Origin of the sequence: Pectobacterium sp. PL64 (assembly GCF_022477975.1) — a bacterium.
GTDB classification, from domain to species: Bacteria; Pseudomonadota; Gammaproteobacteria; order Enterobacterales; family Enterobacteriaceae; genus Pectobacterium; species Pectobacterium jejuense.
Genome location: NZ_CP092070.1, coordinates 4,447,431 through 4,462,542 on the forward strand (window position 1 = coordinate 4,447,431; position 15,112 = coordinate 4,462,542).

10 protein-coding genes, 1 tRNA gene, 1 rRNA gene and 1 pseudogene are annotated in these 15,112 nt (G+C 52.1%); 3 read left to right on the forward strand and 10 right to left on the reverse strand.

Features of this window, described 5'->3' with window-relative positions; all coding sequences use genetic code 11:
• Positions 1-25: 25 nt before the first annotated feature.
• From HP572_RS19995 to HP572_RS20035, 9 genes and pseudogenes are all read right to left on the reverse strand, one after another.
• Positions 26-101, reverse strand: a tRNA-Glu gene (locus HP572_RS19995).
• Positions 102-241: 140 nt separating this feature from the next.
• Positions 242-1,784 (reverse strand): 16S ribosomal RNA (locus HP572_RS20000).
• Between the two features lie 340 nt (positions 1,785-2,124).
• A pseudogene (gene rbsR, locus HP572_RS20005) lies at positions 2,125-3,093 on the reverse strand (ribose operon transcriptional repressor RbsR); the annotation flags it as partial.
• Between the two features lie 3 nt (positions 3,094-3,096).
• Positions 3,097-4,023: a ribokinase gene (gene rbsK, locus HP572_RS20010; RefSeq protein ID WP_039317415.1), complete on the reverse strand. Its 927-nt coding sequence runs from the start codon at positions 4,021-4,023 to the stop codon at positions 3,097-3,099.
• A gap of 71 nt (positions 4,024-4,094) precedes the next feature.
• A complete protein-coding gene (rbsB, locus tag HP572_RS20015; protein WP_015842314.1) occupies positions 4,095-4,982 on the reverse strand; it encodes a ribose ABC transporter substrate-binding protein RbsB in 888 nt (295 codons plus the stop codon).
• 25 nt (positions 4,983-5,007) lie between these two features.
• A complete protein-coding gene (gene rbsC / locus HP572_RS20020; RefSeq protein ID WP_010300121.1) occupies positions 5,008-5,976 on the reverse strand; it encodes a ribose ABC transporter permease in 969 nt (322 codons plus the stop codon).
• Between the two features lie 7 nt (positions 5,977-5,983).
• Positions 5,984-7,489: a ribose ABC transporter ATP-binding protein RbsA gene (gene rbsA, locus HP572_RS20025; RefSeq protein ID WP_182813846.1), complete on the reverse strand. Its 1,506-nt coding sequence runs from the start codon at positions 7,487-7,489 to the stop codon at positions 5,984-5,986.
• A gap of 7 nt (positions 7,490-7,496) precedes the next feature.
• Positions 7,497-7,916, reverse strand: coding sequence for a D-ribose pyranase (rbsD, locus tag HP572_RS20030; RefSeq protein WP_010300118.1), 420 nt, complete (start codon positions 7,914-7,916; stop codon positions 7,497-7,499).
• A gap of 474 nt (positions 7,917-8,390) precedes the next feature.
• Complete coding sequence (locus tag HP572_RS20035; RefSeq protein WP_240584134.1) at positions 8,391-8,786, reverse strand: YgiW/YdeI family stress tolerance OB fold protein; 396 nt, start codon at positions 8,784-8,786, stop codon at positions 8,391-8,393.
• 241 nt (positions 8,787-9,027) lie between these two features.
• Here HP572_RS20035 and qseB point away from each other — a divergent pair, with 241 nt between their 5' ends.
• On the forward strand, positions 9,028-9,690 hold the full coding sequence (gene qseB, locus HP572_RS20040; RefSeq protein ID WP_240584135.1) for a quorum sensing response regulator transcription factor QseB: 663 nt from the start codon (positions 9,028-9,030) through the stop codon (positions 9,688-9,690).
• Positions 9,687-11,036, forward strand: a complete 1,350-nt coding sequence (gene qseC, locus HP572_RS20045) for a quorum sensing histidine kinase QseC (RefSeq protein ID WP_240584136.1) — start codon at positions 9,687-9,689, stop codon at positions 11,034-11,036. Before qseB ends, qseC begins: the two co-directional genes overlap by 4 nt.
• A 174-nt stretch (positions 11,037-11,210) precedes the next feature.
• On the opposite strand, the gene kup is transcribed toward qseC, so the two are convergent.
• Positions 11,211-13,079, reverse strand: a complete 1,869-nt coding sequence (gene kup, locus HP572_RS20050; RefSeq protein WP_075278532.1) for a low affinity potassium transporter Kup — start codon at positions 13,077-13,079, stop codon at positions 11,211-11,213.
• Positions 13,080-13,609: 530 nt separating this feature from the next.
• Between kup and ravA the strand changes: the two genes are divergently transcribed.
• Entirely contained in the window at positions 13,610-15,109 is a 1,500-nt protein-coding gene (gene ravA / locus HP572_RS20055) for an ATPase RavA (RefSeq protein ID WP_240584137.1), read from the forward strand.
• The last annotated feature ends 3 nt before the right edge of the window (positions 15,110-15,112 follow it).

Sequence of the window (15,112 nt, forward strand, 5' to 3'; positions counted from 1 at the left end):
TAATGTCTTTCACTCATTATCGGATTGGCGTCCCCAAGGGGATTCGAACCCCTGTTACAGCCGTGAAAGGGCAGTGTCCTAGGCCTCTAGACGATGGGGACACGAAAAATCCGCACCAGGTCATAAACCCGGCACGCTCGCGTCAGCATGAGTCTACACTCATGACATCAACAGGTGCGCTTGCTCAGTATTTTCATCAGACAATCTGTGTGAGCACTTCACGCAACACACATCTTTTTGGTAAGGAGGTGATCCAACCGCAGGTTCCCCTACGGTTACCTTGTTACGACTTCACCCCAGTCATGAATCACAAAGTGGTAAGCGCCCTCCCGAAGGTTAAGCTACCTACTTCTTTTGCAACCCACTCCCATGGTGTGACGGGCGGTGTGTACAAGGCCCGGGAACGTATTCACCGTAGCATTCTGATCTACGATTACTAGCGATTCCGACTTCATGGAGTCGAGTTGCAGACTCCAATCCGGACTACGACGTACTTTATGAGGTCCGCTTGCTCTCGCGAGGTCGCTTCTCTTTGTATACGCCATTGTAGCACGTGTGTAGCCCTACTCGTAAGGGCCATGATGACTTGACGTCATCCCCACCTTCCTCCGGTTTATCACCGGCAGTCTCCTTTGAGTTCCCGACCGAATCGCTGGCAACAAAGGATAAGGGTTGCGCTCGTTGCGGGACTTTAACCCAACATTTCACAACACGAGCTGACGACAGCCATGCAGCACCTGTCTCAGAGTTCCCGAAGGCACTAAGCTATCTCTAGCAAATTCTCTGGATGTCAAGAGTAGGTAAGGTTCTTCGCGTTGCATCGAATTAAACCACATGCTCCACCGCTTGTGCGGGCCCCCGTCAATTCATTTGAGTTTTAACCTTGCGGCCGTACTCCCCAGGCGGTCGATTTAACGCGTTAGCTCCGGAAGCCACGCCTCAAGGGCACAACCTCCAAATCGACATCGTTTACAGCGTGGACTACCAGGGTATCTAATCCTGTTTGCTCCCCACGCTTTCGCACCTGAGCGTCAGTCTTTGTCCAGGGGGCCGCCTTCGCCACCGGTATTCCTCCAGATCTCTACGCATTTCACCGCTACACCTGGAATTCTACCCCCCTCTACAAGACTCTAGCCTGTCAGTTTTGAATGCAGTTCCCAGGTTAAGCCCGGGGATTTCACATCCAACTTAACAGACCGCCTGCGTGCGCTTTACGCCCAGTCATTCCGATTAACGCTTGCACCCTCCGTATTACCGCGGCTGCTGGCACGGAGTTAGCCGGTGCTTCTTCTGCGGGTAACGTCAATCGACAAGGTTATTAACCTTACCGCCTTCCTCCCCGCTGAAAGTGCTTTACAACCCGAAGGCCTTCTTCACACACGCGGCATGGCTGCATCAGGCTTGCGCCCATTGTGCAATATTCCCCACTGCTGCCTCCCGTAGGAGTCTGGACCGTGTCTCAGTTCCAGTGTGGCTGGTCATCCTCTCAGACCAGCTAGGGATCGTCGCCTAGGTGAGCCATTACCTCACCTACTAGCTAATCCCATCTGGGCACATCTGATGGCGAGAGGCCCGAAGGTCCCCCTCTTTGCTCTTGCGAGGTTATGCGGTATTAGCTACCGTTTCCAGTAGTTATCCCCCTCCATCAGGCAGTTTCCCAGACATTACTCACCCGTCCGCCGCTCGTCACCCAGAGAGCAAGCTCTCCTGTGCTACCGCTCGACTTGCATGTGTTAGGCCTGCCGCCAGCGTTCAATCTGAGCCATGATCAAACTCTTCAATTTAAGATTTGTTTGATTTGCTGAACTCGTCAGCGATGCTCAAAGAATTAGTAACTGTTTATTCGTAATGAATTTACTGTTGTTCACTCTTCAAGACTTTTTATATCGTTAAGATACGGTCTTGTGAGTGCCCACACAGATTGTCTGATTAAATTGTTAAAGAGCAGTGCCACTTCATCGGTGGCGCGGGCTGCATATACTATGCTTTTCCGCTGTGAAGTCAAGTCATTACTGACCGCCTTCGTTGAATCTTTTTTCCTGTCACCCCAACCGCGTGTCGCTGTTGCCGTGTCAGTGGATGCGCATTATAGGGACTTCTCGGCCACTGACAAGTGCTACCAAATTCCGGCGTCAGCACCAACGCATTTGGCGCGGTATTAGGATGTTCCAGACGATACAAAAGTGTATCCACCGCTAATTCGCCGAGTTCATCCTTCGGTTGGTGAACGGTAGTTAGAGGTGGAGACATATAGCGGGCCAGCTCAATATCATCGTAACCAATAACTGCCATGTCTTGCGGAATAGAAAGTCCAGCCTGATAAAGCGCATGGTACACGCCAACGGCCATCGCATCGTTACTGGTGAATACCGCTTCAGGTTTATCTTCCAGCGCTAACAACTGCTGCATAGCGCGATAACCCGCTTCAAATTCAAAATCACCGAAAATTTCATAATCAGCGGGAATGAATAACCCAGCGAGCTGCATCGCCTGTCGATAACCTTCTAATCGGTTATAGGCGGTCGTCTTATCTTTCGGACCCGCAATGCAGGCTATCTTTTTATAGCCACGAGAAATGAGGTAATTGGTCGCGAGCTCCCCACCGAGCAGAGAGTTATCTTTAATAACGTCCATGACGCCTTCAAAAGGTGCCCAATCCATCATGACCATAGGTATAGAAGGATAGCGGCTCATCATTTCAGGCAAAGGGCGATGGCTTTCGGTGCACATCAGCAGTACGCCGTCGACCCGCTTTTGCAGCAGCGTTTCGAGACTATGGCTCATTCTGTCGCGATCGCCTTCGGTGTTGCACAGAATCAGGCTATAGCCTCGCTCATAACAACAGCGCTCTACGCCACGAACCACTTCGGCATAAAACGGGTTATTACTGGCAGTGAGCAACATGCCGATGGTGCGGGTCTGGTTTATTTTCAAACTTCTGGCCAGCGCAGACGGCGCATAGTTGAGATCCTCAACGGCCTTCATCACTTTTTCGCGAATGGTATCGCTGACAAAGCGATTGTTATTAATGACGTGAGATACGGTAGAAGTAGAAACGCCCGCAAGACGGGCGACATCTTTCATGGTGGCCAAAGATCACCCCTGGGTTTGCAAAAATGCGTCGATCTCTTCACGCCACGGGACAGAGGGCTGAGCGCCTCGGCGAGTAACGGCTATCGCAGCTGCCGCATGGGCAAATTTTACTGCGGAGGACATGGGTTTATTTTCCAGCAATGCAGTCACTAACGCGCCATTAAACGTGTCTCCGGCGGCGATAGTATCCACGGCTTTTACACGATAGCCCGGAATTCGCTGCCCCTGACCGTTTTCACTTAACCATACGCCACGGCTACCCAATGTGATGAGAACCGTTTCGATGCCTTTATCATGCAGAACCTGTGCTGCGCGAGCCGCATCGTCTTCCGTCTCGACAGTAATTCCTGTCAGGAACTGTGCTTCGGTTTCATTCGGCGTGATCATATTGACCAGCGATAACAGTTCATCGGGCAGTTCACGGGCAGGGGCGGGGTTAAGAATCACTTTCGTTTGGTGTTCATGCGCCAGTTTAGCGGCCGCAATGACCGTTTCCAACGGCGACTCAAGCTGCATAAGCAATGCTGATGCATCAATAATGTGTTGCTGATGACGATGAAGGTAATCAGGCGTCACAGCAGCATTCGCGCCGGCGTTAATCGCGATCATGTTCTCAGCGTCGGCGTTAACAAAAATCAGCGCAACGCCAGTTGTTTCCCCGGAGATAGCCTCAACGGCGGAAACATCAATATTGTCCTTGGATAGCTGCTGGCAAATACGGGTACCGATATCATCTTCCCCAACGCAGGCAATAAAGGCGATGTCTGCACCGCTTCGACCCGCGGCAACGGCCTGATTGGCACCTTTCCCACCGAAAGCAACGCTATATTGCTCACCGATCACCGTTTCGCCTGGACGGGGAAATTGCTCAAGATTGAGAATATGGTCAGCATTAATACTGCCCAGCACCACCAGCTTACCCGTTTTCATTATGTCGAATCCCGCTACGTTAATAATGCGCCACCACAAACGGGTGGCGCGAGCCCTGCTTTATTCTTTAATTATTTTGCGACCAGCTTCAGGTCAACCGGAATGATGGCCTGCGTTTTTTCGCCTTTCAGCACTTTCGCAGCCGTTTCGATACCGATCACACCGATCTGATCAGGACGCTGAGCAACAGTCGCAGCCAGCTTGCCTGACTCAACGGCCTTCACGCCATCCTGAGTGCCGTCAAAGCCGACAACCAGCACATCTGTTTTGCCTGCGGTTTGCAGCGCACGCAGTGCACCCAACGCCATTTCATCGTTCTGAGCAAATACGGCCTGAACGTCAGGGTGCGCGGTCAGCAGGTTCTGCATCACGTTCAGCCCTTTAGTACGGTCGAAGTCAGCTGGCTGGCTGGCCAGCATAACGAATTTATTTTTCTCAGCAGATTTCATGAAGCCCGCCCCACGCTCGCGCGCGGCAGACGTTCCAGCGATGCCTTCCAACTGAATCACTTTGGCACCTTCACCCAATTTCTTGGCAATGAAGTCACCGGCAACTTTACCGCCGAAGGCGTTATCAGAAGCCACATGGCTCACCACTTCACCACTGCTCGCAACGCGGTCCAGCGTAATAACAGGGATTTTGGCCTGGTTAGCCATTTTGATCGCATTACCTACCGCATCAGAATCAGTCGGGTTGATCAGCAGAACTTTGGTTCCACGCACCGTCAAATCCTGAACGTTAGCCAGTTCTTTTGCTGGGTTATTCTGGGAATCCAGCACAATCAGCTCGTAACCCAGTTTGTCAGCTTCTTTCTGCGCACCCTCTTTCATTGAAACAAAGAACGGGTTATTCAGCGTAGAAACCACCAGAGCAACCGTATCTTTGGCCAAGGCATTAGCACTGACAGTCGCGCTCAGCGCAACAGCGGAAACCAGAGTAGCCAGCTTTTTCATATTCATAACTCAATTCCTGTGTGAATGAAGGTTATTTACTGCTTTTGTTATCTACCAGAACCGCCAGCAAAATGACGACTGCTTTAACGATCATTTGGTAGTAAGAAGAAACACCTAATAAATTCAGTCCGTTGTTGAGGAAACCAAGGATAAGAGCGCCGATCAACGTACCAACGATACGCCCTTTTCCTCCAGCCAGACTGGTGCCGCCCAATACTACAGCCGCGATAGCATCCAGCTCATACCCTGTACCCGCCGTCGGCTGTGCAGAGGACAAACGTGCGACTTCAATAATTCCCGCCAGGGCAGACAACAGCCCACACAGGGAATAGACAATAATCTTGACTCTATCAACGCTGATACCGGACAAACGGGTGGCAGACTCGTTGCCGCCCAGCGCATAGATATAGCGCCCCAGACGCGTATGGTGCAACATGTACCAGGCTGCCGCGAACACGATAGCCATGATCCAGATTGGCGTCGGAATCCCCAGCGGACGACCGATACCAAACCAGCCAAACGCATCTGCCACGTCGGAAAAGCCAGTATTAACCGGGCTGCCGTTGGTATAGACCATCGTCACACCACGAAGTAACAGCATCATGACCAACGTGGCAATAAACGCCTGCACTTTGCCTTTGGATACAATGACCCCCGTACCTGCACCAATCAGCGCCCCCAGTGCCAGTGCGCCAAACACCGCCACCAGCGCATTGACTTCAAGCCCGACGATGGAAGCCGCTACGGCACCGGTCAATGCCAGCAGTGAACCCACTGACAAATCGATACCCGAGGTCAGAATCACCAGCGTCATGCCGACGGCCATGATGGCATTCACCGACGTCTGCTGAAGAATATTGAACAGGTTGTTCAGGGTAAAAAAGTTAGGGCTCATAGCGGAAACAACCGCAATCAGGATCAGGAGCGCGATCAGCGATTTCTGCTCCAGTAACCACTCTTTGCTGAACCAGCGTTTTGCCGCGATAGATTGAGAACTCATGTCTGACTTACTCCTGCTTTGCGCCGTATTGCTTACCAACGGCCGCGGCCATCAGTGCTTCCTGGGTTGCTTGCTCAATAGGGAAATCACCGCTCAAGCGCCCTTCATGCATCACAATGATGCGATCGCTCATTCCCAAGACTTCGGGCATTTCGGATGACACCAATATGATGCTCAGCCCTTCTTCTTTGAATTGATTGATTAACTGATAAATCTCTTTCTTCGCCCCGACATCGACGCCACGCGTCGGTTCATCGAGGATCAGGACATTTGGGCGCGTCATCAGGCCACGGGCAATCGCCACTTTCTGCTGATTACCGCCGGAAAGCAGGCCGATAGGCTGCTCCATAGAAGGCGTTTTCACGTTGAACAGGCGGATAAAGTCGGCAACCGTCAGTTGCTCTTCGGCGTGTTTCAGACGACCGCCCGCATGGCTGAAATAGCGCAGCGCGGTTAAGGACATGTTTTCTTTTACCGACATGCCCAGCACCAGACCATCGCGTTTGCGATCTTCTGATATGTAAACGATGCCGTTCGCCAGGCCATCCTGCGGTTTACGGGTCACTACGTCACGGCCATCCAGCGTCACATTACCGCCAGTTCGCGGCAGTGCGCCGTAGAGAATCTTCATCAGTTCGGTACGGCCCGCGCCCATCAGCCCTGCGACGCCCAGAATTTCGCCTTTCCGCACCGTAAAGCTGACGCTGTCGACACCCGGCCCAGACAGATTCTGCACCTTAAGGCGAACCTCTCCCGGCACTTTATTCGAACGCGGGTACTGATCTTCCAACTTACGACCGACCATCATTTCAATCAGCGTATCTTCTTCTAAGTCACTGACCGGACGCTCGCCGATAAACTGACCATCGCGGAACACGGTAATGTCATCGCAGATTTCAAAGATTTCTTTCAGACGGTGGGAAATATAGACAATGCCGCATCCCTGAGATTGCAGCTCTTTGATCACGCTGAATAACGAAGCGGTTTCAGTATCTGTCAGGGCATCGGTCGGTTCATCCATGATGATGACTTTCGATTCAAAGCTCAGCACCTTGGCAATTTCTACCATTTGCTGATCGCCAATCGATAAATCCCCGACCATACGGCGGCTGTCATAGCGCAGATTAAGGCGCTTCAGCAGCTTATCGGCTTCCGCATACATCTTGTTCCAGTCGATACGACCGAAGCGGTTGGTAAATTCACGACCAAGAAAGATATTCTCGGCAATCGTGAGTTGGGGTATCAGGTTAAGTTCCTGATGGATAATACCGATACCTGCTTCCTGGGATGCTTTCGGCCCGCTGAAATCCACCTCTTGTCCCAGAAAATGGATGCTGCCGGCATCTTTACGATAGATTCCGGTCAGGACTTTCATCATGGTGGACTTGCCCGCACCGTTCTCGCCCACCAGCGCCATCACTTTTCCCGGATAGACATTGAGTGCCGCACCGGAAAGCGCTTTAACGCCGGGAAAAGATTTCGTGATGCCTTGCAGTTGCAGTAAAGGTTGCATTGATGCCTCAGAACGTTACGCCAGCACAAAGGATGACATTGGCATACGGAGAGCACTCTCCGCTGCGAATGATGGCCCGGCTTTTGCCGCTTTGGGTTTTAAATTCTTCATGGCTGACATAGTGCAATGCAATTGAGTTTCCCTGGTGTTGTTCAAGTTGCTTCAATTGATCGAGTAATGCGTCATGGACGGCGGGGTTCTTTTCAATAATCTCTTCCGCCAGAATAGCGGCCTCGACCTGCATTTCGCTGGTGACAACGCTAACCACCTGCAAGAACGTCGGCACATTATGCGTCAACGCCAGATCGATACGAGTCGTCGTTTCAGGAATCGGTAAACCGGCATCACCAATCACAAGGCTATCGGTATGTCCCAGTCGAGAAATCACGGAAGAAATATCTGAATTCAATAATGCTGCTTTTTTCATCTTATCACCCCACCAGCGAAACGTTTCGCTAATAACATTCTAGAAAAAGAAGCAAGAAAGGCAATGAAGAGATAAAAAAAATGTGATCACCATCGAAACGTTTCGCTAACAAAAAAAGAAAGGAAACGATAGGTCATTATAGACCCTAAATAATTCGAGTTTCAGGCAGGCGGCGAGTGAGGGACAAATTCGTCGGGAACGAATTTGACCAGCCAGCGGCTGGCGTTCGGTGAGAGACAGGATGTCTCTCATTTCATCCCGATGAGCTTGCTCAAGTAAGTGATTCGGGTGACAAATCTGCCGGGAGCAGATTTGAACGCTGCTTGCAGCGGCCCTTCAGGGCGAGGCCCACGACGGGCCGAGTATTTGAATGAAGCCAACGCACATGCAACGTGAAGAATGACGGGTATAGGAGATTGATAAATAGAGAAATGGCGGGCAACAGCCCGCCAATAGGGAACAGAGGATAATGCGTTAGAGTTTACGAATCTGCTTCACATCCACCCCGACAGCGTTGAATTCTTTATCCAACTCGCCTGAGATTTCCACTTTATCGGTGGGTGAAATCATCTGGCCATTCCAACGCTTGTGATCGATCTCGACTTCCATCGTGCCCGTTGAATCGCGGAACAGGTAGTTTTCATCGCCGAGTCGTTTTTCAATGTTCCCTCTCAGCGTCACCCAACTGTCATCACGCAAATCTTTAGCTTTATCTACCGTGGTGAGGGAACTCTGCGAATCGACGAATCCCCCTTGATGGGTACCAACGGCTGGTGTTTCTGGATTGACAAAACCACCGCCACTTTGTGCAGCAAATGCTGGTGCAGAAACCAGAGCGGTAATGGCGAGTAACGCAGCTGCTTTTTTCATATTTACCTTCCTTATTTGCCTGTCGTTTCGCAGTCAACCTGCGGGAGTAATCGGTCTTCGATAAGGATTAAAGCAAACCGTTCTTAACAGAATCTTAAGGAACCAACTTTCGCATTGTTGTTTTTTTATATTGCCGGATATTGCCCAGTTTCAGTGATTTGACCTGTACACACCGCCTCTCTATTTCGTATAAAACCGGAAAAGGCATAAGTACAACAGTAGCATTCCCTGCGAGACAGCCATGAGAATATTGTTAATCGAAGACGATCGCCTGATTGGCGACGGCCTGAAAGCTGGGTTGAACAAACTGGGCTTTAATATCGACTGGTTTACGGAAGGTAAAGCAGGGGCCGCTGCATTGAAGGCGGCACCCTATGATGCGGTGGTGCTCGACCTCAGCCTGCCAGGCATGGACGGGATGGATATTCTGCGCCAGTGGCGTCAGGCTGGGCATGACGAACCTGTACTGATTCTGACCGCCCGCGATGCGCTGGAACAACGTGTGGAAGGGTTACAGCGAGGTGCCGATGATTATTTATGTAAGCCCTTTGCGCTGACAGAAGTGGCTGCTCGCCTGCAGGCGCTGATTCGCCGTCGTCATGGTCAACTTCAACCGACATTAACGCACGGCGCGGTTTCCCTTGAACCGGGATCGCGGAGCGTGACGCTTAACAACGAACCGCTGATACTAAAATCTCGCGAACTGGCGTTACTGGAACTGTTCTTGCTCAATCAGAACCGTGTACTCACGCGTACTCAGTTGGAAGAAAAGCTCTACGGATGGGACGATGATGTCTCCAGCAATGCGGTAGAAGTGCATATCCACCACCTGCGTAAAAAGCTGGGCAGCGGGTTTATCCGAACCGTGCATGGCGTTGGCTATATTCTGGGAGAGGCGCCATGAACCGACTCAGCCTGCGCTTACGCCTGATTGCGGGTTTTACTCTGCTGACATTGATCTGCTGGGGCGTAGCCAGTCTGCTTTCGTGGTATCAAACACGCCATAATATCAATGAGTTATTTGATACCCAGCAAATGCTGTTTGCCAAACACCTGGCCACCATGAACCCTGATGAGTTGCGAATCCAGTCAGTTTCTCTGCCCAAAACCAAAAGTCTGGTACATAAGGACCGAGGCAAGCAGGAAGAGGATGCGCTGGCCTTCGCCATTTTTACCCGCGACGGGAAAATGGTGCTGAATGATGGCGAGAACGGCAAGGATTTCATTTTTGACTACACGCGCAACGGCTTCACCGACGGCAAACTACGCGATGACAACGACGCCTGGCGCATCGTCTGGCTAACAACGGCAGATAATCGCTATGTGATTGCTGTCGGGCAGGAGTGGGAATATCGTCAGGACATGACGCTGGATATTGTCAAAACCAACCTGATGCCCTGGCTGTTCGCCCTGCCGATCATGTTGGCGCTGCTGTTCTGGCTGGTCACGCGTGAGCTCTCGCCGCTAAAACGCATCACCGCCGAGCTTCAGCGGCGTTCACCCGATGAAAGTACACCGCTGGCGACACAGCACATCCCGCAAGAAGTTCGCCCGTTGGTCGACGCGTTAAACCACCTGTTTTTCCGCATCAGCGAGATGCTGGTGCGTGAACGCCGTTTTACCTCCGATGCGGCTCACGAATTACGTAGCCCCCTGGCAGCGTTGAAAGTCCAAACCGAAGTCGCACAGCTGGCGCATGACGATGAAGCCATGCGACACCATGCGCTGATCAATCTGGACAAAGGTATCGAACGGGCTACACGGCTGGTGGATCAGCTCCTGACGTTATCGCGGTTGGATGCCGAATCGTCCCCCGAAGGGATGCAGCCCGTCCAGTTCAATGAACTACTGCAACAGGCGGTGATCGCGCATTACCACACAGCGCAAACCGCAGGTATCGAACTGACGCTGGATCTACCAGATACTCAGGTCATCCGGCAGGGCCACCCGCTGCTGCTGACTCTGCTGGTACGCAACCTGCTGGATAATGCTATTCGTTACAGCCATGAAGGGGGGACGGTAAGCCTGACGCTGACAGCGCGCGGTTTTCAGGTTGCCGATAACGGACCGGGCATTAGCGAGGAGGCGCTGGCAAGAATTGGTGAACGCTTTTATCGCCCGCCGGGGCAGGAGAAATCCGGCAGCGGTCTGGGGATTTCCATCGTCAATAACATCGCCAAACTGCACCACATGCGGGTCACGTTTACCAACCAGCCCCAAGGCGGGCTGATTGTCGCCATAAATTGGTAAAGGTCATTCTATCTACCGTTAACACGCTGACAGTAACATGCCCCCAACCAACAGCGACTCGTTGTTGGTTATTAGGGAAACACGGGGGATGAGGTTCCCGCAGGGACGCCTCGCCCCGTGGTCGACCGTGTATCTCGATCTTATCCCAACATAACGCCCTAATAGTGGGTTCACTTAAATCTCGACCTGTATCCCTAGCTCAATCAGCCTGTTCGGTGGTATTTCAAACTGATCCGCCGCTCGCAGCGCATTGCGGCTGAGCATCATGAATAGCTTACCGCGCAAGCGTAGATACCACGGGCGCTCACCGATAATCAGCGATTCATTGGACATAAAGAAAGACGTTTCCATCATTTGGCAGGTTAACCCATCCTGCCAGCAGCGCTGAAAGACCTCTTCCACATCCGGCGTCTCACGCCAGCCATAGTTGGCAATCACGCGCCAGAACGTCGGCGAAAGCTGTTCTACCGTCACGCGTCGAGCATTCAGTACATAGGGCGCATCCTCCGTTCGCATGGTCAACAGCACCACGCGCTCATGCAGGATCTTATTGTGCTTAAGGTTATGCAGCAGCGCGAACGGAATCACGCGAGTCGCACGAGAGAAATACACGGCGGTCCCAGGCACGCGCGTCGGCGGCGTTTTCTCCAGCGAGGCAATCATGGCATCCAGCGAGTTACCATGCTCATGCAACCGGCGCAGCAGCCTGAAGCGCTCGCTTTTCCACGTCGTCATAATGATAAACATCACCATACCCAGCGCCAGCGGCAGCCAGCCGCCGGAGAGGATCTTGACCACGTTTGCCAAAAACATCGGCACGTCAATAATCAGCAGGCCGGCCAGTAAAACCCACGCCAGATAGCGATTCCAGAGCCAATTCTTCACCGCCACCGTACAGAACAGAATGCTGGTAATCACCATCGTGCCTGTTACCGCAATCCCGTAAGCCGCCGCCAGATTGCTTGAATGCTCAAAGCTGACAATCACGATGACAACGGCGATATAGAGCATCCAGTTAATGGCGGGGATATAAATCTGGCCGGATTCCATATCTGACGTGTGTACGATACGCATCGGCGGCAAGTAGCCCAGTCGTACCGCCTGACGCGTCAGGGAGAAAACGCCGGAAATCACTGCCTGTGAGGCAATGATTGTCGCCAGCGTAGCCAATATCATCAGTGGAATCAGCGCCCAATCTGGCGCCAGCAGGAAGAAGGGGTTCTTGATCGCCTCCGGGTTCTTCAACAGCAGCGCACCCTGGCCGAAGTAATTTAATACCAGTGACGGCAGCACCACCGTAAACCAAGCCAGACGAATCGGGAATTTACCGAAGTGGCCCATATCGGCATACAGCGCCTCGACCCCGGTAATCGCCAGCACCACCGCCCCCAGTGCGAAGAACGACACCGCTTTATATTCGATAAAGAAGCGCACGGCATACATCGGGTTCAACGCCTGCAAGACTTCGGGGTTAGCAATGATGCTGCGCGCGCCCAGTACGCCAAGCGTCAAAAACCAGATCAGCATCACGGGCGCAAACAGCTTGCCGACGCTACCCGTACCGTGTTTTTGAATGATAAACAGTAATGTCAGAACGACAATCGAGAGCGGAACGATATAGCTGTCCATCGACGGCGCAGCGATTTCCAGCCCTTCCATCGCCGACATCACCGAGATGGCTGGCGTGATGACCACTTCCCCATAGAAGAAGCTGCCGCCAATCAACCCCATGATGACCAGCACGGACGTCATGCGATCGGAGGTATTGCGCCCGGCTAGTGACATTAATGTGAGAATCCCACCTTCGCCTGCGTTATCGGCACGCATCACATAGGTCAGATATTTCAGCGAAACAACGAGGACCAACAGCCAAAAGATCAGTGAAAGAAAGCCAAAGACCGAGTCAGGCTCGACCCCAAAACCAAACTGCCCTGATAAACATTCCCTTAACGTATAAAGAGGGCTGGTTCCTATATCTCCATAAACCACCCCGATGGCCGCCAGCGTGACAGCCGGAAGCGAACGTTTATGTTCTGAGCTCATATCTATCTTCTGTTGTTAATCAGTCCGCGAAGCGCGTCATCCACAGCAACTCGTCCAAGAGCGCACAGTATGCACAAATCAGGGTAAAAACCCATTTTTATTGTGCGGCCCACCTTCTCCCCCTAAATAATTCGGGTTGCAGGAAGGCGGCAAGCGAGGGACAAATTCGTCGGGAACGAATTTGACCAGCCAGCGGCTGGCCTTCGGTGAGAGACAGGATGTCTCTCATTTCATCCCGATGAGCTTACTCAAGTAAGTGATTCGGGTGAGTGAACGCAGCCAACACACCTGCAGCTTGAAGTATGACGGGTGTATACGAAACATCCTGTAAAAGGTGGTTTATTGCTTACTTACCCCGTTAGGGTGAATAATCCGTAAAAGTATTCTAATAAAAAACTGTGATCTGCCGTTTATTATTACTATTGTCTTTCTGAAAGTAGGGTTTTTCTGAGACACCTCTTTCAGTCGAGCAACCAGATTCAAAAATAAACGATTTCGGTGCATCACATCATGGGACTAACGGATTAATTATGCGTCAAACTGAGGCATTGGCTGAAAGAATTTCTCGTCTCAGTCATGCGCTAGAACACGGGCTCTACGAAAGACAGCACACTATTCGTCTCTGTCTGCTGGCAGCGCTAAGCGGGGAAAGTGTTTTTCTGCTGGGGCCGCCAGGTATAGCCAAAAGTATGATCGCCCGGCGTCTTAAATTCGCTTTTCGTCATGCGAACGCGTTCGAGTACCTGATGACTCGCTTTTCCACCCCGGAAGAGGTATTCGGTCCCCTTTCCATTCAGGCGTTAAAAGACGAAGGGCGCTATCAGCGTCTGACAGCCGGCTATCTGCCGGAAGCTGAAATCGTGTTTCTGGATGAGATCTGGAAAGCGGGCCCCGCCATTTTGAATACCCTGCTGACGGCCATTAACGAGCGGCGTTTCCGTAATGGAAACAGCGAAGACACCATCCCAATGCGCCTGTTGGTCGCCGCGTCGAATGAATTGCCGGAAGCGGATGGCGGTCTGGAAGCGCTCTACGACCGAATGCTCATCCGTCTGTGGCTCGATCGCGTGCAGGAAAAACAGAATTTCCGTGCGCTGCTCGTGAATAACAGCAGCGAACGCGACAACCCCGTTCCGCCCGCTCTCAGCGTCAGCGATGAAGAATATCAACAGTGGCAGAAGGATATTGAGCACGTCACGTTGCCAGAAGTCGGTTTCGAACTGATTTACACGCTGCGTCAACAGCTCGATGCGCTGGAAAATGCGCCTTACATTTCCGATCGACGCTGGAAAAAAGCCCTGCGCCTGCTTCAGGCCAGCGCGTTTTTCTGTGGACGGGATGCCATTACACCAATTGATATCATTCTGCTGAAAGACTGTCTCTGGCATGACCAAAGCACGTTAACGCTCATCGAGCACCAGCTTGAATTACTGATTACCGAGCACGCCTACCAGCAGAAAAGCCTACTGTTCCGCTTGCAACAGGTGAACACCCGACGTCAGCAATACCAGCGTGAACAAAGCGAATTACAGGCATTTTCGGTGGAAAAACAGGGGCACTTCCTCGGCCGCAAATTCCACTACACCTTGCCTGACACGATCGCCGCTGAAACGCTGGATCTGGTGCTGCAACGCCCGCTGATCCTGCACGATATTGAAGTCAACCACCTGATCATTGAGAAGCATGCTTTGCAAGGCTGGCTGCAAAAAGGGGGAGAAATCCGGGGCAAGCTCAACGGCATCGGCTTCACGCAACGTCTCGATCTGCTGGTGGACGAACGCCAACATCTGACGGTTCGTGATATCAGCCTACAATCCTCTATTCTCTCTCTGCCGGAAAAGCGCGACTGTGCGCTTCCTGCCGACATTATCGATGAGTATGAAAAGCTGAACATGCAGTTGCACGAACAGCGCCGCTTATTCAGCCAGCATCAGCCTTGCCTGTTCGTCCCCAGTGAGTGGTTGGCCAAAATAGAAGCCAGCCTGCAACAGGTCGCCGAGCAGATCCAGCAATCAGAGCAACAGGACTAACGC

Bases quoted from the DNA above. Each gene is read 5' to 3' on its own strand.
- rbsK (WP_039317415.1), bottom strand. From the start codon at position 4,023: ATGAAAACGGGTAAGCTGGTGGTGCTGGGCAGTATTAATGCTGACCAT.
- rbsB (WP_015842314.1), bottom strand. From the start codon at position 4,982: ATGAATATGAAAAAGCTGGCTACTCTGGTTTCCGCTGTTGCGCTGAGC.
- rbsC (WP_010300121.1), bottom strand. From the start codon at position 5,976: ATGAGTTCTCAATCTATCGCGGCAAAACGCTGGTTCAGCAAAGAGTGG.
- rbsA (WP_182813846.1), bottom strand. From the start codon at position 7,489: ATGCAACCTTTACTGCAACTGCAAGGCATCACGAAATCTTTTCCCGGC.
- rbsD (WP_010300118.1), bottom strand. From the start codon at position 7,916: ATGAAAAAAGCAGCATTATTGAATTCAGATATTTCTTCCGTGATTTCT.
- HP572_RS20035 (WP_240584134.1), bottom strand. From the start codon at position 8,786: ATGAAAAAAGCAGCTGCGTTACTCGCCATTACCGCTCTGGTTTCTGCA.
- qseB (WP_240584135.1), top strand. From the start codon at position 9,028: ATGAGAATATTGTTAATCGAAGACGATCGCCTGATTGGCGACGGCCTG.
- qseC (WP_240584136.1), top strand. From the start codon at position 9,687: ATGAACCGACTCAGCCTGCGCTTACGCCTGATTGCGGGTTTTACTCTG.
- kup (WP_075278532.1), bottom strand. From the start codon at position 13,079: ATGAGCTCAGAACATAAACGTTCGCTTCCGGCTGTCACGCTGGCGGCC.
- ravA (WP_240584137.1), top strand. From the start codon at position 13,610: ATGCGTCAAACTGAGGCATTGGCTGAAAGAATTTCTCGTCTCAGTCAT.